The sequence below is a fragment of the Mesorhizobium sp. M0048 genome, assembly GCF_040323405.1.
Lineage (GTDB): Bacteria > Pseudomonadota > Alphaproteobacteria > Rhizobiales > Rhizobiaceae > Mesorhizobium.
Map to the genome: position 1 here is coordinate 1 of NZ_JAMYUV010000037.1, position 22331 is coordinate 22331.

The following is a 22331-nucleotide window of genomic DNA, read 5'->3' on the forward strand; positions in this document are numbered from 1 at the left end:
CCGCCGTCAGGCAAGCCATCCTCACCGCGCTCGCGCAGCCGCCCCCAATCCGTTGTCCCCACTGCCGCAGAACCCTCTCCGCTAAAAATCTGCCAAAGTAGTGTTAGGCTGAGGACTCATAAGCGAAGCGACGATCTGATGATCGCCAAAGCCATGCTCGACAAGAAGGCGCCGCTGGCACTTTCATCGGTATTGACGGGCTTTGGCGCCAGCGGCCTGGCGGAGAAACTCTACGAACATTTCAATATGCCGCAAAGGCGATAGTGAAGGCAGCTTGGAGGCAACGCCTCGCGCGGGCGAGGACAATCGCCAGCGCCGAATGTCGGAATTGGGCGCCAGCTCGGCGCATTTCATGGCGCCTCCCTCACGCCCAGGCATGAAGCTGTCCTTGTTGACTCGAGGAGTATTTGCATGCGTGGTCATTGCTTATGCGGCGCTATTGCCTTTGAAGTCGATGGCCCGGCACAGGCCTGCGTGGTCTGTCATTGTGAAAGTTGTCGGCGGCAATGTTCTGCGCCGATGACCACCTATATTGGCGTCTTGAACGGCCAATGGCGATGGCTGGGCAAGCTACCGAAGGTATTCAACTCTTCTCCCGGTGTGGAAAGAACATTTTGCGATCACTGTGGTACGCCGCTGTCCTTCCGCTCAAAGAACATGTCTGATGTCATGCATTTTTTTGCGGCGGCGATGGAGGAGCCAGAAAAATTTGCACCTACGCTGCATGTCGCTTTTGAGGAGAAGCTCCCTTGGTTGAAACTCGCCGACAATCTACCGACTCGTTTTGGGCCTGACTATACGAAAGATTAGGACGGTACGTACCGGGAGCGTCGGGATCGCCAGAAAGTTCCCGTGAAATTGCCGGCTTAGCCTGAACCAGAACAGGCTCAAGCATCTCCTACCAGGAGACGCCGAGCTCATTCCTGTCTTGCTTTTTGCTGGGCCATAGGTTCGTCCCGCCTCCCGACGGCCACTTAACAGCATTCGATTAAATTGCTCCAGTGTATATTAGCACTCGCTCAATTAAGCGCGCCGACAATGCCCGTGCGGCGGGCCAAAAACCAAAGGTGTTGTCATGCGTAGTGATTTCGCCGCGGCGCGCGAGCTTTTGGAGTGCGCACAAAAGCGCCTCTGCGGCGCGGATGAAACGAGCCAACGCGTCAACCAGGCCCTCGACGCGCTGATTGAAGAAATAGCCATCGCGGAATTCCGCAAGGCGCCACTGACGGTCGTGCCGTTTCCGCGAGCGCGCCCGCCTAAGCATGTCCGATAGAGCGCTGATCGCCCGCGTTGACGAAGAGCCGGCAACTAGTGTTTCCGCAATCGCTCGTTCGAGCGGTCGTTGAACCGCCAACCCGTTAACCGTAAGCTTGCCGGCAGCGGTGCTCTGAAACCCGGAGCTGATCCATGTCACGCTGTGGAGATGTCTACGAGAACAAGGTGACCGGCGAATATGCGGTCATCCTGCGTGGCACCGAAGACCGCGGCCAGGGACCTGGCATCGCTCATCTGACCGCCCGACCGGGAGCCGCAGTGGTGGGCGAGCACTACCACCCGAACCTGACGGAGCGGTTTGCCGTCCTCGGCGGCCGGCTCGACGCTCGCATGGCCGGGAAGACTTTGTCCCTGGGGCCCGGCCAATCCGCCACGGTCGAAGCAGGCGTCGCACATGATTGGCGTTGGGGAGCGTCATTAGCTGTCGATAGCCCCCGCTCGAAGAGAACAGCTCAGCCAGCGTGCGGAAAGGTGCCAAGCACTGTCCAATCGCCAGCAGCATAAGCCAGCCTCCAAAACCGACGAGAGCCGAAGGATCCTGTAATGGCTTTGCGGCTGACCGAACGGCAAAGAAAACGGGCACGCCGATCAGCAGCAGCAGTATAGCCCAATGCCAGATGGAAATCCGCATCCAATCCCTCCCTTGATGCCCGTTAAGGTTGTAGCAGATTTCAATCTCAACTCAAGAGGCAATATCGAGTGGAGCGCTGCTTGCAAGATCCGTCAACACTATATTTCTGGCACGACACTTTCCGGCAGGATGCCATGTCGCGAACTCTGATCGTCGTTGGTCTCAGCATAGTCGCCATAGGCCTGCTGTGGCCTTGGTTGGCCCGCTCCGGCCTTGGCAGGCTGCCCGGCGATATCGTGATCGAGCGTGAGAACTTCAGGCTTTATGTCCCTATCACCACGGCGATACTGGTCAGCATCGTGCTCTCGGCCATTCTATGGCTGATCAACCGTTAGGCGATACTCCGGCTGCGGCGATTTGTGTTGCTGGTCCTACTCGCCCTTGATCGTCTTACACCCCAATCGCCGCCACCAATATCCGGTTCTGCCTGCGTATCGCCGTGCGCAATTCTGCAATCCTCGCCTCCTCGCGCTTCACGAACTCGATGAACATCATGTTCATGTTGTTGAAGATGAGTTCGCCGAGTGCGGGACCATCGATGTCGCGGCGCACCAGGCCGAGCGCCTGTAGCCTGGCGATCAGCGCGCGAATCTGCTCGGTCAGTGCCCGGTCGAGCGCCGTGTAGGCCTGGCCGAACGGGCTGTCCGGCAGTTGCGTCGAGATCGCCATCGCCTGCCGCCACATCTCCTTGCTGAGATAATGCAGCGAATGTTCGATATAGATGCCGAGCAGCGTATCGAGAGCGTCGCCGACATTGGCTGGCGGGTTGGCGACGACGCCGCGCCCGGCATTCAGCACCTCGTTGACCTCCATCGAAACGATCGCGCCGAGGATGTCGCCCTTGTTCTGGTAGTAGTTGTAGATCGTGCCGACCGAGACTTCGGCCTGCGCGGCGATAGTTTCGATCTTAGCGCCTTCATAGCCGGCATCGCGGAAAAGCGCCGCCGCCGCCTCGATGATGCGGCGGTGCCGATCCGCCTTCTGCCTTGCCCGCAATCCGCTCATAGCGGCTGTTTGCCACAAAAACAGAATTGACTCAATTTTAGAATTGGTTCAATTTTTTGCTACAAGCCAAAAAGGCAAGGGAGAACACTCGATGTCCGTCAATCCAAAGACCCCCAATCCAACCGTCAGGAATCCGCTTTCTTTTCTGAAGAGCTATCTCCAAGGCGCGTGCGCCGCCGCAGCACTGCTGCTGGCGGCTGGCAGCCTCGCTCAGGCGCAGGACCTCAACGCGCTGATCTGGTGCGATCACGCCGATCCGGCGCTGTTGCAGCCGTTCGAGGAGGCGAACGGCGTCAAGGTCAATGTCAAGGAGTTCGAAGGCACCGGCGCCGGCCTGGCCATCGTCGAACAGTCGCAGCCGGGCGACTGGGACGTGATGGTGATCGACAGCATCGACATACCGCGGGGCGTCGAAAAAGGCCTGTTCGAACCGCTACCGGAAGATAAGCTGCCGTTGGCCGATCTGTTTCCGCAGGTGAAGATGGATAGCTCCACCGTCGTCGACGGCAAGCGTTACGGCATCACCGAAAAGTTCGGCTACAACACGATCGGCTACAACAAGACCAAGGTCGACCCGGCCGACATGCAGTCGCTTGCCGCGCTGACCGGCGACAAATACAAGGGCAAGATCGCCATCTACGATTATTACCTGCCGGTCATCGGCATGGCCGCACTGGCGATCGGTAAGAAGACTGCGGAACTGACCGAAGCTGACCTTCCCGCCATCAAGGAAGAGCTGCTCAAAATGAAGGCCAACGCCAAGCTGGTCGGCGAAGTGACCGCCAGCCAGACGGCGCTGGCGACAGGCGAGGTCGACATACTGGTCGGCGGCGGCGAATGGGTGACGGCTGGGCTGGCCAAGGAAAACCCTGCCCTCGACTTCTCTATTCCGAAAGAAGGCGCGGTGCTGTGGTCGCAGTCGCTGGCAATGTTCAAGGATTCCAAGAACAAGGATCTGGCGCTTAAATTCATCCAGTACATTATGAGCCCCGAAGGGCAGGCGCGGCTCGCCACCTCGTCCTGCTATTGGGGCATGCCGGCCAACAGCAAGGCGGCCCTGAGCGACGAGCAGAAGAAGATCCTGCGCTTCGACGAGCAGCCGGAATTCCTCGCCCGCGCCCAGGCCTATCCGGCGCCGAATGCCGATCTCGACAAGAAGATGCAGGACGTCTGGACCGAAATGCTGCAGGCGCAATGACCGGCTGCCGGTCGTGAACGCCGCCAACAGCGGGCGCGCCCTGCCCTGGGCGCTGGTCACGCCGGCGCTCGGCTGGACGTTGCTGTTCTTCGTGCTGCCCTTCGTCGCCATGGCGGTATCTAGCCTGACGGCGCACGAAGGCGGCGGCTTCACGCTGTCCAACTACAGCCAATTCTTTGCCAATCAGTCCTACTGGCAGGCGATGGTGAACTCGCTACAGGTCACAGCGATCGTCACCATTATCTCGGTGCTGCTTGCCTATCCCTTTGCCTGGATTCTGGCCGAACAGGTGCCGGAGCGCTGGCAGCGGCTGGCGCTGATGCTGGCGGTGCTGCCCTTCTGGACCTCCTATGTCGTGCGCTCCTATTCGTGGCTGCTGGTGCTGGCACAGAACGGCGTCGTCAACCGCGCGTTGACCGGCTCCGGCCTGTTCGGCGAACCGCTGCAACTCGCCAATACGCGTTTGGCCACCATCACCGGCTTCGTGCATTTCTTCGTCATGCTGTTGACGCTGACGATCTTCGCCAATCTGAAGCAGCTCAGCCCCAGCTACCGCAAGGCCGCCGCCGACCTCGGCGCCGGGCCGCTGCGGACTTTCCTGCATGTCGTTCTGCCGCTGACCTTGCCTGGCATCATGGTCGGTGCCTTCCTCACCTTTGTGCTGTGCATCGGCGACTACATCACGCCGCAGATCCTCGGCGGCAACAACGAGCTTTTGATGCCGCAGCTCGTCATGATGCAGATCGGCCGGCGCGGCGACTTTCCGCTCGCCTCGGCGCTGTCGATCATCCTGATGGCGGTGGTCACCATCGCCTACCTCGCCTGCGCCCGCTGGCTGAAGATCGAGCGGGCCTGACCATGCGCGCTTTCATCCGCCTCGTCTCCGGCCTTTACGCCATCGCAATCTACGGCTTCATATTTCTGCCGGTCGTCGTTCTGGTGCTGTTTTCGCTGCAGGCAACCTCGTTTCCGATCCCGCCCTTCACCGGGCCGTCGCTGCGCTGGTACGAGGCCGTGCTCGCCGACACGCGGCTGACTTCGGCGCTGGTCAATTCGCTGCTGGTGGCGGTCGTCTCCTCGGCTGTCGCCGTCACGCTCGGCTTTCTCTCCGCCTGGGGTTTTGCGCGCTTCGCCTTGCCGGGCTCGGGCCTGATGCGCGGGCTGATCACCTTGCCCTTGACCGTCAGCTATCTCATCATCGGCATGGGGCTGCTGGTGCTGTTCAACTGGACCGGCATACCGAAATCGCTACTTGCCGCCGGCATCGGCCATGTCGTGATCAACCTGCCGCTCTGCTTTGCCATCATCTACAGCCAGATGGGCGACCACCAGATCAATATCGAGCGCGCCGCGCGCGATCTCGGCGCCGCCGAATGGAAGGTGCTGCTTTTGATTACCGTACCCGTTATGGCGCCGGCGATCTTCGCCGGCTTCTTCCTGTCGATGACCTTCTCCTGGGACGAATTCGTCATCTCGTTCCTGCTGACGCGCTTCGACACGACGCTGCCGGTCGAGATCTGGAACCTGCTGCGCTCCGGCCTCAATCCCAAGACCAACGCCGTCGGCTCGCTGGTCTTCGCCGTCTCCATCGTACTGGTGGTATTGTTCGAGCTGATGCTGTTGCGGAGGAAGCCGGCATGAGTGCGCCACTGGTCGATATAAGCTCGGTCTCGCATCGCTTCGGCCAGCTCACCGTGCTGAAGAACGTCTCGCTGACGATCGAGCCGGGCAGCTACACGATCCTGCTCGGGCCATCCGGCTCCGGCAAGACGACGCTTCTGTCCATCCTCGGCGGCTTCGTCACACCGAGCGAAGGCAAGGTGCTGATCCGCGGCGAGGACTGCACCGCAGTGCCACCGGCGAAGCGGCCGACGACGACCGTGTTCCAGGATTATGCGCTGTTCCCGCACATGAGCGTCGGCAGCAACGTCGGCTTCGGTCTGCGCATGCAGGGTGTCGATGGCGCAACCCGGGCAGCAAGGGCACGCGAGGCGCTGGCGCTGGTTGGCCTCGCCACCGCCTTCGACAAGAAGCCGCATCAGCTTTCCGGCGGCCAGCGGCAGCGCGTGGCGCTGGCGCGCGCCCTGGTGGTCGAGCCGGCGGTGCTGTTGCTCGACGAGCCGCTCGGCGCGCTCGACCTGAAATTGCGCCGGCAGATGCAGGACGAGTTGAAGGCGATCCAGAAACGCGTCGGCACCGCCTTCATCCACGTCACCCACGACCAGGAAGAGGCGATGGCGCTGGCCGATCATTGCGTGGTGATGAATGACGGGCGCATCGAGGACGAAGGACCGCCCGAGCGTGTCTATGCACGGCCGGCGACGCGCTTTTCCGCGACCTTCATGGGCGAAAGCACGCTGATATCGGGAACGGTGACGGAGGCGAAGAGCGGCAAGCTCACCGTCACCACGAAGCTTGGGTCGCTCTCCGTGCCTGGCACATTGCCGGCCGGCTCGACCGTTGCGCTGGCCGTCCGGCCGGAGCATCTTATCCTCGGCGCAACCAGTGGCGGCGTGGCGCTTGGCACGGTCAAGGTGAGCGATGTCGTCTTTCAGGGCAGCTTCAAGCGTGTTCTGGGGACCTCCGCGACCGACCCGGCGCTGCATTTCATCGCCAAGGTTCCCTCGGCATCGGCCGTCCAGCCGGGCGACGTGGTCGCGGTATCGTGCGATGCTGGCGACATCATCCTGCTTGCGGACTGAACATGAGCACGCTTCCAACCATCGACGCCGGCCACTGGTACGAAACGATCCGCATGGGAGATGACGTGACGCTGATCCACGAGCCGTGGATCAAGCCGTTCTTCCGCTGCAACATCTGGCATGTGCGCGGCCGCGACAGCGATCTTCTGTTCGACACCGGCCTCGGCCATTTCAGCTTGCGGCGCCACGTGCCGCTGCTGACGGAGCGCAAGCTCACCTGCGTGGCCAGCCACACGCATTTCGACCATATCGGCTGCCATCACGAATTTCCCGACCGCTGCGTGCACCCGGCCGAGGCCGGGATCCTCGCCGACCCGCGCAACGAATGGACGGTTGCCGACCGCTATGCCACCGACGAGATGTTCGACGGCATGCCGCAAGGCTGGGACACGAAGCGCTACCGGATCCTGCCCGCACCGGCCGACCGGTTGCTCGAGCAAGGCGATATCCTCGATCTCGGCGACCGTGCCTTCGAGGTGATCCACACGCCCGGTCATTCACCCGGCGGCGTTGCGCTCTACGAAAACAGGACGGGCATCCTGTTTTCCGGCGACATCATCTATGACGGCCCGCTGATCGACGACGTCTATCACTCCGATATCGACGACTATGTCGAAACGCTGCTGCGCCTGCGCGATTTCGATGTCTCGGTCGTGCATGGCGGCCATTTCCCGAGCTTCGGGAGAGTCCGCTATCGCCAGCTTGTCGACGAGTATCTCGCGCAAAAGCGCCAGGCCGGCTGTCATCTGCTCGCCCGTTAAGGACCAGCGTAGTAACGTCAAAGCGCCCTTTGCGGACAGGGTGTCCCCGCCGCGTCGCCGCAGCGTGAGGCGGTGGGCTGCGGTCTAAAACTCTTCTCTTCCGACTGGCGCACCAGTTCCGCGAAAGCCAGGGCAAAACTTGCCAGCATCAGGAAGACGATAATCAAGCGTGCCAGCGGCAATAGATCGGCCTCGACTGGTTAGCCCCCACGCCGCCCGTCCGCTGCCGGCTAACATGATCGATCCGGCTTTACGAGGGCTTAAGGCGGGCCTTAACCATCACATCATTTTGTCCTCCGACACGATGCGCGAGTGCGCCATGTTCGGCCGCCATATCAAGACACCTCCCGCCCTTTGCAGAAATGCCCACCCATGCTAACCCGGCGCTGGCGCGGCCCAGCAACCGGTCGCCGCCAATCGGTCGCCAAACGGTCGTCGCCAATCGGTTGTCGTTGAGAGCCATGAGCAAAACCGCCAACCGTTTCGCCTTCGTCTCATCCGGTACAGCCGACGCCAATGCGGCGCTGGAAAGCCTTTCTGCGCGTTACGGCCAGGCATCCGTCGAAGAAGCCGGGATCGTCGTGGCGCTCGGCGGCGACGGCTTTCTGCTGCAGACCCTGCGTGAGACGATGAGCACGGGAAAGAAGGTCTACGGCATGAACCGTGGCACCATCGGTTTCCTGATGAACGAATACCGCGCCAGCGGCTTGACCGGGCGCATCGCGGCGGCCATTGCCGAAACGATCCGCCCGCTGGAGATGCAGGCAGTTACGGCGGAGGGCGAGACGATTTCGGCGCTGGCGATCAACGAGGTCGCGCTTTGGCGCCAGTCCTACCAGACCGCCAAGATCCGCATCACCGTGGATGGGCAAGAGCGGCTGGAGGAATTGCACTGCGACGGCGTGATGATTGCGACGCCGGCCGGCTCGACCGCATACAATCTGTCCGCGCACGGGCCGATCCTGCCGCTCGACGCTCCGCTGCTGGCGCTGACTCCGGTCAGCCCGTTTCGTCCGCGCCGCTGGCGCGGCGCGCTGCTCTCCAACAAGGCGAGTGTGCGTTTCGACATTCTGGAGCCGGAAAAGCGGCCGGTGAACGCCGCCGCCGACCACACCGAGGTCAAGGCGGTGACGACGGTCACGGTAAGGGAATCGCCGACGGCAACGGCGACGCTGCTGTTCGATCCCAACCATTCGTGGAACGAGCGCATTCTCGCCGAACAGTTCAGGTATTAAACGACAAAAGTAAAACCCGGCACGAGGCCGGGTCCAGTGCAACACAAAGTCTCGCCGCAACCGATCCTTACGATTAGAACTTGTAGTTCAGGCCGACAACTCCGGTGTGTATCCGGACCTTTGCCTCGACATTCTCGCCGCCGTCGACCGTATAATCGCCCTTGCCTAGATCGAAATACTTGTATTCGCCCTTGAGCGACCAGTGATCATTAAAGGCATATTCCAGGCCCGCACCCAGCGTCCAGCCTGCTTTGGTCTTCGTGGTATCGTTCGTCCCGACGGGACCACTGGTGCCAATCTCTATGGTTCCATAGCCGAGACCACCGGTACCGTAAATCAGCAGCCTGTCCATCGTGTAGCCAATTCGACCCCGCAACGAACCGAGCATCTTTACATCGGACTCGCAAGTGTAGGCTGGGTTTGGGCAAGATGTGTCCCCATCGATCTTGGCGGCCGCGATATCCGCCTCGATACCATAGACTATATTTCCGCTCTGGAAATTGTAGCCGGCCTGAACGCCGCCTAGAGCACCGCTGCCATCGTGATCAGCCGTCGCCCCGTTGCGGCTATATTCCCAGTCCACCTTGCTTTTGCCGCCGCCGACATGCGCGCCTAAATAAAAGCCCGTCCAGTTGTATGTTGACGCAACCGGCAACTCCACGACGTCGGCCGCCATCGCCGGCATCAAGGCAAGTGCCACAAATGCGGCAGAGAGAAGAATTTTTTTCATGATGTGGCCCCTCGACTAAGAAAAATGGATGAATCATTCGTGTCAAGGTTTCTGCTCCAACTCAAATCCTAAATGCAATTTTGCCGTGCAATCGGGATGAATGCAGCAAGGCGTTGCTGATCCGCAACACTTGCGCTGGTGCGGAAAAAACTGTTGCCTTCCTGGAAAGTCGGCATCGGCGATGCGGTAACCATCGCGATTAAGGTTACGACTTCACAATCGTGCCAATGCCGCCCGTTTGTGTTGACAAATCGTGGGCTTGCGCCTACCTGCAATACCAATCTTGCAGGCGCGCGGCGCTTGCCGCGACTGCTTACGTTGCGCCCCCGAACCAGCCAAAGACCGCCAAACTTGTCCTCAGACACCCAGATCGCTCAAGAAGCGTTGACCTTCGCAGACCTCGGCCTGTCGCCGAAGGTCCTTTCCGCAGTTACCGATGCCGGCTACACCGAGCCGACGCCGATCCAGGCTGGTGCTATCCCGCACGCCTTGCTCGGCAAGGACGTGCTAGGCATTGCCCAGACCGGCACCGGCAAGACGGCGTCCTTTGTCCTGCCGATGCTCACCCGGCTGGAAAAGGGCCGCGCCCGCGCCCGCATGCCGCGCACGCTGATCCTCGAGCCGACGCGCGAGCTCGCCGCGCAGGTCGAGGAAAACTTCGTCAAATACGGCAAGAACCACAAGCTCAACATCGCGCTGCTGATCGGCGGCGTGTCCTTCGACGAGCAGGACAAGAAGCTCGAGCGCGGCGCCGACGTGCTGATCGCGACGCCAGGCCGCCTGCTCGACCATCGCGAACGCGGCAAGCTCCTGCTCAACGGCGTCGAGATCCTCGTCATCGACGAGGCCGACCGCATGCTCGACATGGGCTTTATCCCCGATATCGAGCGCATCTGCGAAATGATCCCGTTCACCAGGCAAACGCTGTTCTTCTCGGCGACGATGCCACCGGAAATCACCAAGCTCACCGAGAAATTCCTGCACGCGCCGGTGCGCGTCGAAGTGTCGAAGGCAGCATCGGCCGCCACCAACATCACCCAGCGGCTGGTGAAATCCGGGCCAAAACCCTGGGACAAGCGCGAGACGCTGCGCAATCTGATGAAGGCCGAGGATGCCGAGCTGAAGAACGCCATTATCTTCTGCAACCGCAAGATCGAAGTGTCGGAGCTGTTCCGCTCACTACTGAAATATGATTTCGACGCCGGCGCTCTGCACGGCGACATGGACCAGCGCGCGCGCATGCAGATGCTGGCCAATTTCCGTGACGGCAAGCTGCGCTACCTCGTCGCTTCGGACGTCGCGGCGCGCGGCCTCGACATTCCCGACGTCAGCCATGTCTTCAACTACGACGTGCCGATCCACGCCGAGGATTATGTCCACCGCATCGGCCGCACCGGCCGCGCCGGACGCTCGGGCAAATCCTTCACCATCGCGACCAAATCGGACACCAAATACATCGACGCCATCGAACGGCTGATCGGCACCAAGATCGAGTGGCATGACGGCGACCTGTCGACAGTCGTCGCCAGCGAGGGCGGCGAGGACGAGGCCCCGCGCCGTGGCCGTGGTGCGCCACGCCGCGCCGGGCGCAAGGACGACGCCAAGGACAGGGGCGAGCGCAAGCCGCGTGAACGCCACGCCAAGCGCAGCGAAGAAGCAGAGCCGGGAGCGGTTAGCGAGGAACAGCCGGTCGTGGCCGAAGCCGCAGTCGCCGACATCGGCGAGCGGCGTACCCGCAAGGAGGCGATCCGCTCGGAAAACAGCGAGCGCCAGGCTTCACCTGAACGGAAGGCTTCGCCCGATCGCAACGAACGGCGCGCGCCGGAACGTGGCGACACCAGGCCGCAGCGCGAGCGCCCTGCCCGCCAGCGCCAGGAAGACAACGACGCGACCGTCGGCTTCGGCGACGACATGCCGGCCTTCATGCGGATCGTCGCCAAGGTCTGATATCCAGCTTGCGCGTCCCATGGCCGCGCGAAGCGTTGCCGCCAGTCAGTCCGGCAGGCCCGCCTTGCGAAGACCTTCGATATATCTGCTGCGATCGTCCGGTCGATAAAACGGCGGCAGCACCTCGGCGAGATTCGAGAGCCGCAGCGAGGGATCGACCTCGCAGACCCGGGCCATAATCTGCTGCGCTTCCGACAGGCGCCCCGCCAGGGCATGACTCGCCGCCACTACACGCATCGCGCTCACGCAGTTCGGTTGGTACCGTAGCGACTTTCCCGCCCAAGCGGCGGCGTCATCGTAGTGGCCGGCACAAAAATGAGCGAGCCCGGTGTTGAATTGCCAAGCGAACAGACGTGGATCCAATGGGCTTAGGCGCATGGCAAGCGCGGCGTGCTCGACGGCCTTGCCTGGCTCGCCAGAGCAAGCCTTGACCCAGCTGCTTAGGCCCCACGCGGCCGCTAGATTCGGGTTGAGAACGAGCGCGCGATCGATGCAAGCCGCACTGTCGTCAAGGTCGCCACCTACGTAGCCGAGGACGTATCCACCGAAGGAAAGCGCAATCGCATCGTCCCTTCCGAGTTCGACCGCTCTCCTGGCCAGTCGAGTAGCCTCGGCATTCTCTTTCGCGCGGTCGACCATCCAGCCGTTGCTTTTTCGGGTGGCGTAGCACCGCGCCGCCCGCGCATAGGCTGCGGCAAACTCCCGGTCACGGTCGATCGCTTTCATGAAGAGGCGCAAGGCATCGTCGATGGCCGATCTACTAGTGATCGTCCGGTCAAAGGCCGCCAGCCCGCGGAGATAGTAATCATAAGCGTGAGGCTTTCTGTCGGCTTGCGTTTGGCACGCTCGATCTCAGCCTCCTCCATTTTCGGTGTGATTGCACCGACAATACTCGAGGCGACCTGGTCCTGCAGATCGAAGACTTCGGCGAGCGTCCCGTCAAAACGGTCGGCCCAGAGATAGGCCTCCGTCGAGGTGTCGATGAGCTGCCCGGCGATGCGCAGGCGGTCGCCCGCCCGGCGAACACTTCCCTCGACCACATAGCGCACGCCCAGCTCACGCCCGACCTGCTTTATGTCTATGGACCGTCCCCTGTAGGTGAAGCTCGAATTCCGTGCGACTACGAACAGGTGCCGAAAGTGAGCCAAGGCGGTGACAATGTCTTCCACCATGCCGTCGGCAAAATATTCCTGCTCGATATCACCGCTTAGGTTCTGAAACGGCAGCACCGCAATCGATGGCTGGTCGTCGCGCCTCGTCGGGACTGCCAGAACCGGCGCCAGTGATGCGGCGCCAGAGCTTGGCTCCGGCCGCTGATGTTCAGGTCGTTCACGGGACTGCAGGGAAGCCGCCAGCGAGCTTGTCTGCTCTTCAGGCTCGGCGTTCAGATGTTTCCTTAAAGCTGCCCGACACAGCTCGAACTGACGCAAGGCGGCGTTTTCGTGGCCTCGATGAGCGTGGATGCGGATCAGCGCCCGATGGGCTGCCTCCGCCGTCGGATCCGAGGCGAGCAATCTCTCCGCGAGCCCTTCGCAGGCCGTCTTTTCGGCTGAGCCGGGTGCGGGCAGCGCCAGGCTCAGCCGGTCGACCAATTGCAGCGCCTTGCGCTGATACTTGCTCAGATACGGTCCAAACCACTCGTCCAGTTCGTCAGGGATGGCTTGCCCGGCAAGCAGCTCGCCGCGGTAGAGATCGGCGGCGAAGGCGAGATCGGCGGTTCGGCCCTGCTCCAATTTCCTGTCGAAGATCGAGATGTCCGCCTCATCCGGACCGGCAATAAGTGCAACGGTTTCCTGATCCCCATAGATGTAGACGGCTGCATCCGAGCTGGCGGGGAACGTGCGCCTGATGTCGACTAGCGCTTGCCGCAAACTATTGCGGGCCTGCCCGTTGCTTCGCCCCGGCCAAAAGGCTTCGGAAAGCTGCTCGCGACCATGGCCGCGGCGGCCCGCGAGAACCAGGGCAGCAAAAAGGAGCGAAGTCTTGCGTGTGGCGAACCGGACAGGCCGGTGCTCCGGGGAAGTAACCTCCAGGCCACCAAGCAACCGGATGCGCACAAATCGTCTCCAGACTTTGACCGCGGCGACAGAATAGCATCTCGGTGGATCGATTTAACACCGATTTAACGGCGGCTCGTCGGACTTCTCCCAGTTGTTCACGCTCAGCCGAACAGGCCGAAAACGTCTGCGTGGCACGCTCCCATGCGCAAACTCGAAATGGGAGACCAAAACAATGGCTCACTCGGAAACTCGCGCCGCCCGCAGCATGTCCAAACGCTTGCTTGGGTCTAGCCTGAAAGGCGCAGCAATGATGATCGCTGCCTTCACGGGATGGCGGCGGACCGCCGCAAGACGGAGGGCACTGGCAGATTTGACGACCGATCAGTTGAAGGACATCGGTCATTCGGAGGTCCATCAACCCGCACTCGATGCCGCCACGGCTGTTCTAGTCACGAACTTGATGTCAATGAGGTAAGCTCGGCGTTGAGTTTGGTCTGCGCCTAAAGGTTCTTGAGTTCCAGGCGGGATGCCAACAGGTCCAGAAAAGCGCGGACTTTGGCCGAGGATGATCTGCCTTCCGGCCACACGGCGTGTATCGGCACCGGCACTGGCTCGAATTCGGTCAGAGCCAGTTCCAGGCGGCCGTCGTCCACCAGGTGTTTTACCTGCCAAAGCGGCGAGTAGCCCAAACCCAATCCGTGAACCGCGGCTGCATAGATCGATATCATCAAATTTGACCGGAAGGTGCCCGCGACCTTCACCGGCCGGGGCTTGCCTTCTATCTGAAACATCCATTCGCCTGGGCGGCCGTCAACGGTTCGTACGATGCATTCATGCTCGCGCAATTCGAGCGGATGGGCCGGTCGGCCGTGTTGCTGGAAGTAGGCAGGTGCGCCGAACACCACGCGCCGCAGTGCGCCCAGGCGCTTCGCACGTAAATTGGAATCCGGCAAATTGCCGATCCTTACCGCCAGATCGAGACCCTCGGCATCGAGATCGACAAATTCATCGGAAAGCTGGAGGTCAACCTCGACCCGGGGATATGTCCGCATATAGTCGGCGATAACCGGCACGAGGAAGTCCGGGCCGAACAGAACCGGGGCGCTCATGCGCAGGATGCCGGACGGCTCGGATCGTCGGTTGGCCGCCTGAAGCCTGGCTTCGTTAATCTCCTCGACGGCGGGTTTGATGCGCTGGAAAAAGGCCGCTCCGGCTTCGCTCGGCGTCGAGCGGCGTGTGGTCCTGTGCAGAAGCTCGACCCCGATCGATTCCTCCAATGTCGCCAGGGACCGGCTGACCGACTGCAGCGAACGGTTCAGCCGGCGTGCGGCAGCCGTCAGGCTGCCATGCTCGACAATGGCAATGAAGGCTTCGAAATCGTCTATCCGGCTCATCGCCTATTTCTCCCGAAAATCGGGATAAACTATCGCAAAATCGATGAATTGTAACGCAGTCCGCTAGATTTTATCTTCCCTGCACAGGCCGAAAGGCAGACTCGAGGGAAGGAGATCGTCATGCGAACACCCAGTCCAACCGTCCTGGTCGTAGGCGCCGCAGGCCGCGTTGCCGGTTTGGTGGTGCCTGAACTCGTCCGCCGCAATGCCAGGATTCGGGCGCTTGTTCGTGACGCCGCGAGTGCCGAAAAAGCCCGGAAAGCCGGCGCATCCGAGATCGCGATCGGAGATCTGCGCAACCATCAGAGCCTTGAGCAGGCCGTGAAAGGTGTCGACGGTGTCTTTCACATCGGACCGGCCTTTGCTGCCGACGAAGCCGCCATGGGGGTTGCCATGGTTGAGGCAGCGGCGCGAGCGGGCGTTCGAAAGTTCGTCTTTTCGTCGGTGATCCAGCCGACCAATACGAGGCTGGAAAACCATGCAAGCAAGGTACCCGTCGAAGCTGCCCTCTATTCGACGAACATGGAATACACCATTCTGCACCCGGCCAATTTCATGCAAAATATCGCGGCGGCCTGGCCGTCCGTCGTCGAGCACGGCGTTTTCGCCGAGCCGTTTCCAAGGACGGCGAAGCTCGCCCGCGTCGACTATCGCGATGTGGCTGAAGTGGCGGCAATCGCATTGACCGAAGCGCGTTTGTCCTATGCGACCCTCGAGCTGTGCGCCGACGGTATGCACAGCCGCGAAGAGGTCGTCGCCATGATGAGCGAAGCGCTTGGCCGGCCGGTTTCGGCGGGCGAGCCGACATTTCAGGACTGGGCGGCGAAGGCCCGCCTTCCCTATACCGACAGGCAGTTGCAGATGCTGGCCAAAGTACACAGCCACTACGCCAAATACGGCCTCGGCGGGAACAGCCTGACGTTGCGTGCCGTGCTTGGCCGCGAGCCGCGTTCGCTGCGAAGCTTCATTCGGGAACTGGCGCTGCAGACGGCATATGCCGCCTGATCGTCCTCACAATAACGCCTACGCATATTTTCTGATTAGGAGACTTCGATGCAAGCATCACCGGACCAAGCCTTCAAGTTGAAAAAGCTGCCGCCCTCCTACGGCGCGGTGGTGATGCCGTTGGTTCTTTCGATTCTGATGTCGTCGATTGTCTCGGCGGTTTCGACGGCAATCGGCGCAGGCTGGACCAACGGGTTTATAGCGGCCTGGAGCTATGCATGGGGCGCTTCATGGCTTGTTGCGTTTCCCAGTCTGCTGATTGTGCTTCCGATCGTGCGCCGGATCGTTGCCGCGATTGTCGATCAACCGGCCCGGTCCTGACATCACGAATGAAGGGTGCCGGCGGCCATAGGGCCGGCCTAGCCATTAGAGCGGCCCCTTGCGAGGCCGCTGCCGGTTTGTGCGCTTGCCTCAGGTAAGCGGCGACAGCTGGATCTCGACGCGGCGGTTCTGAGCCCGGCCGGCAGCGGTCGCGTTGGAGGCGATCGGACGCGTCTTGCCGAAGCCGGTGACGGCGAAGCGGCGGGAATCGACGCCCTGTCCGGACAGATAGTTGGCGACCGCCAAAGCACGGCGCTGCGACAGGTCGAAATTGTGCTCGTCGCTGCCGGTCGAGTCGGTGTGGCCGAACACGTCGACCGTGGTCTGGCGGAACTTTTTCAGCACAAGGGCCACTGAATTCAGCACCGGATAGAAACCGGCCTTCACCGCGTCCTGGTCGACGTTGAAGGTAATGTCGGACGGCATATTGAGGATGATCTGGTCGCCGGTGCGGGTGACGCTGACGCCGGTGCCCTGAAGCTGTCGGCGCAGTTCGGCCTCGTTCTGGTCCATGGTGGCACCGATGGCACCGCCGGCAAGCGCGCCGATGCCCGCGCCGATCAGCGCGTTGCGGCGGTCGTTACCGCCGGCTAGCATGCCGAGCCCGGCACCCGCCAAAGCACCGAGACCGGCGCCGGCAGCGGTGTTGGAAACCTTCTGTTCCCCGGTGTAGGGATCGGTGGTGCATGCGCTCACGAGCACAGCCGTCGCCACGACGGCGAGCACAATCTTTTTCATATGGTGGTCCCTCTCCATTCCACGGCCGCGCAACGGCGCACCGCATCAGCCCTTCCAGCGACTTGTAACATGAAATGCGGCGAAAAGCGGACCAGCAAAAGCCGTTGCCGCGGCTTTTCCCGGCCCAATTCCACACGCCTGCGGCGGCTCGTGCGACCACCGCAATTCGACCGGCTACCAGAGATTCTTGCCGTCGATGACCACCACTTCGACCGTGTCGAGATCGAAATCGTCGAACAGCCGCGAGTTCACGCTGATCTTCGGATTGTCGAAATTCGGCTCGCCTGTCGACCAGTCCGGCGTCTCGGTGAAGGTGCCACAGCCGCAGGTGGCGCAAAAACCGTGTTTTATGGTTTTCGATCCCCACAGGTAGAACGAAACATTCTCCGGCGGGCTGGTGAGTCTGAATTGCGATGGGGTGTAATAGGCCCACAACGAACCGCGTTTCGAACAGAAGGAACAGGTGCATCGCGTCACTGTCTGCGGCGCTTGCGAAACCTCGAATGTCGTCGCCTTGCAGTGGCAGCTTGCCTTGATGGTCATGAATTGGTCCCTCACAATGCCGCCGCCCGTACGGCAAAGGCAGCATAAAGAAACGCTCCTGACAACTGCCGGTCAGCAGGCCTGTGAGCCTGCGATGCACAGGTTAACAGTGCTGGAGTGCCGATCGAAGGCTCATCGATCCAAAGCCGCCGCACACCCTCGGGTCACCCGTCGGCAAGCTTTGGGCGTCATGCGCTAATAGGACGATGGCGGCACGAACAGGCAGATGGTCTTTCCGTCATTGGCACCGGCAACGGAGCACCAATGATATTCGCCGTCGGGCGAATTCTTGATCCGCTTGTCGCTATAGGCCACGACCTCCCCGGTTCCTTTGATGACATAGCCCTCCGGACGTTCGCTGATCGATGTCTGAGAGACCTCGCGGCAATCATAGCCCGAGCAGCAGGAGAACGGATAGCTCCAGCCTTGCGGCATGGCCGCGGTCGGTTTGGCATCATGCGCCAGAGCAGGCGCCGCAAATGGAATGGCGGCAGCAATCAAAACCACTGCCGCGACAAGTGAATTCAGGAGTCGGCGCGCCGTGCGGGCGACTGAGGCCGGTCTGGTTGTGAGAGCAGGCATGAGCGCAGTTCCTATCAACGGTTGTCAAGCATCTCGCTTGCCCGTTCCCGGAACGTGTCTTCCCAGTGGCCGGATCGTCAGGTCGCAGATACGCCGCGTCCGGCCATAAATGCTTTTTCCTCCCCAGCGCATGAATGCTGGGCTGATTCCTTGGCTGGCGCAAGCAATTGCTGTCGCAACCGAACGCCGACCTCTGCAGTCGGAACCAACCTGCCGCCCTGATTGACGAAACCTGGTCAAGCCCGGCAACGGGATCGCCAATAACGGGATTTGGCTCGCGCTGGTTCCAGGCTTGGCACCGGCGGCCGGCGACATCCGCGTCAAAAGCGGAAATCGATCTTGAAGAATCCGATGAAAAACAAAGTTGTAGAACGACAGGTAAGTGCGAATTGAGAGCTCGTCACTCTCGCGCGGTGGCCGTAACGCTCGCGTGATGAACCCACGTTCCTGCCGGATTGGTGCCCGGCGCCTCAGTCGATATCGGCCACCGTTTCGCCGGCGCCACCTTCGATCCGCTGCGACAGCGAGGCTTCCATGAAATCGTCGAGGTCGCCGTCGAGCACGCTCGACGGGCTGGTGCTCTCGACGCCGGTGCGCAGATCTTTCACCAGCTGATAGGGCTGCAGCACGTAGGACCGTATCTGGTGGCCCCAGCCAATATCGCTCTTCGACGCTTCGGTGGCGTTCGCCACCGCTTCGCGCCTCTTCAGCTCTTCCTCGTAAAGCCGCGAGCGCAGCATTTCCCAGGCCTTGGCCTTGTTCTTGTGCTGGGAGCGCTCGGCCTGGCAGGCAACCGCGATACCGGTGGCGAGATGGGTTATGCGCACCGCCGAATCGGTGGTGTTGACGTGCTGGCCGCCCGATCCCGACGACCGATACGTGTCGATACGGACGTCGGATTCGGAAACGTCGATGTCGATCGTATCGTCGATGACGGGATAGACCCAGACGCTGGCGAAGGAGGTGTGGCGGCGCGCATTGCTGTCATAGGGCGAAATCCGCACGAGACGATGCACGCCCGATTCCGTCTTCAGCCAGCCATAGGCGTTGTGGCCCTTGATCAGCAGCGTGGCGGACTTGATGCCGGCTTCTTCGCCGTCATGCACTTCAAGCACCTCGACCTTGAAGCGCCGGCGCTCGGCCCAGCGCGTATACATGCGCAGAAGCATCGAGGCCCAGTCCTGGCTTTCGGTGCCGCCGGCGCCGGCATGGACCTCCAGATAGCTATCGTTGGCGTCAGCCTCGCCCGACAGCAGCGTCTCGATCTGGCGCGCCTTGGCCTCGCCGCGCATCGAGCGGATCGCCGCTTCGGCCTCCGCGATGACGCCCTCGTCGCCCTCTTCCTCGCCAAGCTCGATGAGGCCGATATTGTCTTCCAGGGCCTGGGTGAGGCCTTTGACCGCGGCAATGCCTTCCTCGAGGCCCTGACGCTCGCGCATCAGCTTTTGCGCTTCCAGCGGCTCGTTCCAGAGGCTCGAATCCTCGGCACGGACGTTCAGGTATTCAAGCCGCTTTATGGCTTGGTCCCAGTCAAAGATGCCTCCTCAGCAGGGTGATTGCCTGCCTGATCTCGTCGACAATGTTTTGCGTTTCCGCGCGCATGGCTGGCTGTTCTGTCCTGTTGCTGGATGGCGGTTTGGTGGCGCGATACATAGGGACGGCACAGTCTCCTGTAAAGCGCCGGCCCTGTAATGTACCGGCCCCTGTAAAGCGGAATGGACCGGCTCGACCATCATCGTCAAGCCGGTCCGACCCGATGCAGCGATTATCAGTAGAGCCCGCCGCCGCCCGACTGGATGGCCTGGTTGGCCTGCGGCGACAGCGCCCCGCCGGTGGCGTTGGAGCCGTCCGCACCCATGCCGATCACCCAATAACTGTCGGCGGGACCGGTACCCGGCTTGAAGGCTTCGATGATGGTTCCGGCGTCGCCCGCGTTGGCTCGCATGCCGGTCTTGCGATTGATCGCAATCAGCTTCATGCCTTCCGGAACCTTGAAGTCGACATTGGGCGTGCCGTCCAGCGCCACGCGCATGAAATCCTTGAAGATCGGCGCGGCGAGGCCGCCGCCGGTCGCGCCCTTGCCAAGGCCTTTCGGCTGATCGTAGCCCATATAAAGGCCGACAACGAGGTTCGGCGTATAGCCGATGAACCAGGCATCCTTTTCGTCGTTGGTCGTTCCGGTCTTGCCGGCGATGTGACGGCCGAGCTCGTTGATGGTGGCGCCGGTGCCGCGTTGCACGACGCCCTCCATCATCGATGTGATCTGGTAGGCGGTCATCGGATCGAGCACCTGCTCGGAATTGTCGACCAGCTCCGGCTCTGGCTGGTTCTGCCACTCGGCGGCGTTGCAGTTCGAGCATCCGCGTTCGTCCTGCCTAAAGACGGTCTTGCCGTAGCGGTCCTGGATGCGGTCGATCAGCGACGGCTTGATCGACTTGCCGCCATTGGCCATGATCGAATAGGCCGACACCATGCGCATCACCGTCGTCTCGCCTGATCCCAGCGCCATCGGCAGATACGGCGCCAGATGGTCGTAGACGCCGAAACGCTCGGCATACTCCACGACCAGCTTCATGCCCATGTCGTTGGCAAGCCGCACCGTCATCAGATTGCGCGATTTCTCGATACCGGAGCGCAAGGTCGCCGGGCCGGCAACCGTTCCGTCGTAATTCTTGGGCGTCCAGGTCGTGTTGCCGCTCTGGATGGTGATCGGCCCGTCCATGATCACGGAGGCGGGCGTATAGCCATTGTCGAGGGCGGCCGAATAGACGATCGGCTTGAACGACGATCCGGGCTGGCGCATGGCCTGCGTCGCCCGGTTGAACTCCGACTGCGCGTAGGAGAAACCGCCGACCATGGCCAGGACACGTCCGGTATGCGGATCCATGGCGATCAGGCCGCCTTCCACTTCGGGAACCTGGCGCAAGCTGTAGCTGTTGTCCGAGCCCTCGTTCTTCTGCACGAAAATCACGTCGCCCGGCTTCAGCACGTCGGCCGGCGACTTCGCCTTGACGGTCCTGCCGTCGACGACGTGGCGCATGGCGAAGCTCATGTCTTCCTTGCTGACGGTGCCTTCGACGCGGTCCTTGACGATTTCACCGGAGATCTGGCGCGTCGGCTGCAGGCCGATGGACAGGCCGGTGGCAGAGCTGTCGAGCACGACGGCGAGCGACCATTCCGGCACGTCCTCCAATCGCTTGACGTTGCCGAGCGGCACGCCCCAGTCGCCGGAAATGTCGATGCTCGTGACCGGCCCGCGGTAGCCGCGCAACGTGTCGAACTTCATGAGACCGTTCTGCATGGCCTTGCGGGCAATCAGCTGCATCTTCGGATCGAGCGTCGTGCGGACGGAAAGGCCGCCTTCGTAGAGCGCATTCTCGCCATAGCGCGCGATGATCTGGCGACGCACTTCCTCGGTGAAATACTCCCCGGCGAAGAGATAGTTGCCGGTGCGGCGCGGCGTGACGCCGAGCGGCTCGGCCTTGGCCTTCTCGCCTTCTTCATGCGTGACGTAGCCGTTCTCGACCATCTGGTCGATGACCCAGTTGCGGCGCTCCAAGGCGCGATCGGCATGCTTGAAGGGATGGTAGTTGTTCGGCCCCTTTGGCAGGGAGGCGAGATAGGCGGCTTCGGCAACGGTGAGCTCGTTCACCGATTTGTCGAAATAGGTGAGTGCAGCACCGGCGACGCCATAGGCGCCGAAGCCGAAGAAAATCTCGTTGAGATAGAGCTCGAGAATGCGATCCTTCGAATAGGCCTGCTCGATGCGGAAGGCGAGGATCATCTCCTTGATCTTACGCTCGTAGGTCTGATCCGAAGACAACAGGAAGTTTTTTGCCACCTGCTGGGTAATCGTCGAGGCGCCGACCTGGCGCTTTCCCGAGCCAACATTCTGCAGGTTGACGACAATGGCGCGGCCAAGGCCGGTCACGTCGATGCCGGGGTGATTGTAAAAATTCTTGTCCTCGGCCGACAGGAAGGCCGCCTTGACACGATCCGGGATCGCCTGAATCGGCAGATAAAGCCGCCGCTCACGCGCATATTCGGCCATCAGCGCGCCATCCGACGCGTGGATGCGGGTCGTCACCGGCGGCTCGTATTTGGCCAGCACCTCATAATCGGGCAGGTCCTTCGACAAATGGCCGATATAGATCGCCACGCCCGCCGCGACCAAAAGGGCCAGCGTCGTGCCGATGCCGAAGAAATAGCCAATGAGACGAATCATACCCGCTCCAGTCCTTGGTTCGGGAATTTCCTAAACGAA

At 61.6% G+C, this 22331-nt stretch carries 24 protein-coding genes and 1 pseudogene; 15 read left to right on the top strand and 10 right to left on the bottom strand.

The features are described 5' to 3' along the window. The 5 genes from NKJ84_RS24140 to NKJ84_RS24160 form a co-directional block, all read left to right on the top strand. On the top strand, positions 1–264 hold a 264-nt coding region (locus NKJ84_RS24140), incomplete at its 5' end, for a hypothetical protein (RefSeq protein ID WP_352508545.1). A 147-nt stretch (positions 265–411) separates the two neighbouring features. Beyond that, the gene (locus tag NKJ84_RS24145) at positions 412–810 is read left to right on the top strand and encodes a GFA family protein (protein WP_352508546.1); all 399 of its coding nucleotides are present in this window, start codon (positions 412–414) and stop codon (positions 808–810) included. 265 nt (positions 811–1075) lie between these two features. Continuing rightward, entirely contained in the window at positions 1076–1273 is a 198-nt protein-coding gene (locus NKJ84_RS24150; protein ID WP_352508547.1) for a hypothetical protein, read from the top strand. 134 nt (positions 1274–1407) lie between these two features. Beyond that, entirely contained in the window at positions 1408–1779 is a 372-nt protein-coding gene (locus tag NKJ84_RS24155; protein WP_352508548.1) for a cupin domain-containing protein, read from the top strand. A 207-nt stretch (positions 1780–1986) separates the two neighbouring features. Next, the gene (locus tag NKJ84_RS24160; RefSeq protein ID WP_352508549.1) at positions 1987–2241 is read left to right on the top strand and encodes a DUF2905 domain-containing protein; all 255 of its coding nucleotides are present in this window, start codon (positions 1987–1989) and stop codon (positions 2239–2241) included. Positions 2242–2296: 55 nt separating this feature from the next. Here NKJ84_RS24160 and NKJ84_RS24165 read toward each other — a convergent pair whose 3' ends face one another. After that, positions 2297–2911, bottom strand: a complete 615-nt coding sequence (locus NKJ84_RS24165) for a TetR/AcrR family transcriptional regulator (RefSeq protein ID WP_254817119.1) — start codon at positions 2909–2911, stop codon at positions 2297–2299. A gap of 91 nt (positions 2912–3002) precedes the next feature. Here NKJ84_RS24165 and NKJ84_RS24170 point away from each other — a divergent pair, with 91 nt between their 5' ends. The 6 genes from NKJ84_RS24170 (at position 3003) to NKJ84_RS24195 (ending at position 8807) form a co-directional block, all read left to right on the top strand. Then, positions 3003–4109 (top strand): polyamine ABC transporter substrate-binding protein, encoded by a 1107-nt coding sequence (locus tag NKJ84_RS24170; protein WP_352508550.1) that lies wholly within the window; start codon positions 3003–3005, stop codon positions 4107–4109. A 13-nt stretch (positions 4110–4122) separates the two neighbouring features. Next, on the top strand, positions 4123–4965 hold the full coding sequence (locus NKJ84_RS24175) for an ABC transporter permease (RefSeq protein WP_502896212.1): 843 nt from the start codon (positions 4123–4125) through the stop codon (positions 4963–4965). 2 nt (positions 4966–4967) lie between these two features. After that, positions 4968–5750, top strand: a complete 783-nt coding sequence (locus NKJ84_RS24180) for an ABC transporter permease (RefSeq protein WP_352508551.1) — start codon at positions 4968–4970, stop codon at positions 5748–5750. Beyond that, the gene (locus NKJ84_RS24185; protein WP_352508552.1) at positions 5747–6811 is read left to right on the top strand and encodes an ABC transporter ATP-binding protein; all 1065 of its coding nucleotides are present in this window, start codon (positions 5747–5749) and stop codon (positions 6809–6811) included. Before NKJ84_RS24180 ends, NKJ84_RS24185 begins: the two co-directional genes overlap by 4 nt. A 2-nt stretch (positions 6812–6813) precedes the next feature. Further along, entirely contained in the window at positions 6814–7572 is a 759-nt protein-coding gene (locus NKJ84_RS24190) for an MBL fold metallo-hydrolase (protein ID WP_352508553.1), read from the top strand. Between the two features lie 461 nt (positions 7573–8033). Further along, positions 8034–8807, top strand: a complete 774-nt coding sequence (locus NKJ84_RS24195; RefSeq protein WP_352508554.1) for an NAD kinase — start codon at positions 8034–8036, stop codon at positions 8805–8807. Positions 8808–8880: 73 nt separating this feature from the next. Here NKJ84_RS24195 and NKJ84_RS24200 read toward each other — a convergent pair whose 3' ends face one another. Continuing rightward, on the bottom strand, positions 8881–9537 hold the full coding sequence (locus NKJ84_RS24200; protein ID WP_352508555.1) for an outer membrane protein: 657 nt from the start codon (positions 9535–9537) through the stop codon (positions 8881–8883). A 68-nt stretch (positions 9538–9605) separates the two neighbouring features. Then, positions 9606–9902 (bottom strand): hypothetical protein, encoded by a 297-nt coding sequence (locus NKJ84_RS24205; protein WP_352508556.1) that lies wholly within the window; start codon positions 9900–9902, stop codon positions 9606–9608. Between NKJ84_RS24205 and NKJ84_RS24210 the strand changes: the two genes are divergently transcribed. Beyond that, on the top strand, positions 9889–11484 hold the full coding sequence (locus NKJ84_RS24210; protein WP_352508557.1) for a DEAD/DEAH box helicase: 1596 nt from the start codon (positions 9889–9891) through the stop codon (positions 11482–11484). The genes NKJ84_RS24205 and NKJ84_RS24210 overlap by 14 nt on opposite strands. Before the next feature lie 45 nt (positions 11485–11529). On the opposite strand, the pseudogene NKJ84_RS24215 reads toward NKJ84_RS24210, so the two are convergent. After that, positions 11530–13541: pseudogene (locus tag NKJ84_RS24215) on the bottom strand (BTAD domain-containing putative transcriptional regulator). Between the two features lie 253 nt (positions 13542–13794). Between NKJ84_RS24215 and NKJ84_RS24220 the strand changes: the two are divergent. After that, a complete protein-coding gene (locus tag NKJ84_RS24220; RefSeq protein WP_352508587.1) occupies positions 13795–13959 on the top strand; it encodes a YjiS-like domain-containing protein in 165 nt (54 codons plus the stop codon). A gap of 25 nt (positions 13960–13984) precedes the next feature. On the opposite strand, the gene NKJ84_RS24225 is transcribed toward NKJ84_RS24220, so the two are convergent. Then, positions 13985–14878 (bottom strand): LysR family transcriptional regulator, encoded by an 894-nt coding sequence (locus NKJ84_RS24225; RefSeq protein ID WP_352508558.1) that lies wholly within the window; start codon positions 14876–14878, stop codon positions 13985–13987. A 120-nt stretch (positions 14879–14998) separates the two neighbouring features. Here NKJ84_RS24225 and NKJ84_RS24230 point away from each other — a divergent pair, with 120 nt between their 5' ends. Together NKJ84_RS24230 and NKJ84_RS24235 are read left to right on the top strand one after the other, a co-directional pair. Next, positions 14999–15883, top strand: coding sequence for an NmrA/HSCARG family protein (locus tag NKJ84_RS24230; RefSeq protein WP_352508559.1), 885 nt, complete (start codon positions 14999–15001; stop codon positions 15881–15883). A 48-nt stretch (positions 15884–15931) separates the two neighbouring features. Beyond that, positions 15932–16204 carry a DUF2798 domain-containing protein gene (locus tag NKJ84_RS24235; RefSeq protein WP_352508560.1) on the top strand — a complete coding sequence of 91 codons (273 nt, stop codon included), beginning with the start codon at positions 15932–15934 and terminating at the stop codon, positions 16202–16204. A gap of 90 nt (positions 16205–16294) precedes the next feature. Here the strand turns inward: NKJ84_RS24235 and NKJ84_RS24240 are convergent, their stop codons facing one another. From NKJ84_RS24240 to NKJ84_RS24260, 5 genes are all read right to left on the bottom strand, one after another. Continuing rightward, a complete protein-coding gene (locus NKJ84_RS24240) occupies positions 16295–16942 on the bottom strand; it encodes a YiaD family glycine zipper/OmpA-like lipoprotein (RefSeq protein ID WP_254817106.1) in 648 nt (215 codons plus the stop codon). 174 nt (positions 16943–17116) lie between these two features. Continuing rightward, entirely contained in the window at positions 17117–17485 is a 369-nt protein-coding gene (locus tag NKJ84_RS24245) for a GFA family protein (protein WP_254817105.1), read from the bottom strand. Between the two features lie 195 nt (positions 17486–17680). After that, complete coding sequence (locus tag NKJ84_RS24250) at positions 17681–18067, bottom strand: hypothetical protein (RefSeq protein WP_352508561.1); 387 nt, start codon at positions 18065–18067, stop codon at positions 17681–17683. Positions 18068–18537: 470 nt separating this feature from the next. Further along, a protein-coding gene (gene prfB, locus NKJ84_RS24255) for a peptide chain release factor 2 (protein ID WP_254817103.1) occupies positions 18538–19669 on the bottom strand; the annotation gives its coding sequence in 2 pieces (ribosomal slippage) (positions 18538–19602 and positions 19604–19669; 1131 coding nt in all). A 166-nt stretch (positions 19670–19835) separates the two neighbouring features. Then, positions 19836–22292, bottom strand: a complete 2457-nt coding sequence (locus NKJ84_RS24260) for a penicillin-binding protein 1A (RefSeq protein WP_352508562.1) — start codon at positions 22290–22292, stop codon at positions 19836–19838. Positions 22293–22331 lie beyond the last annotated feature (39 nt).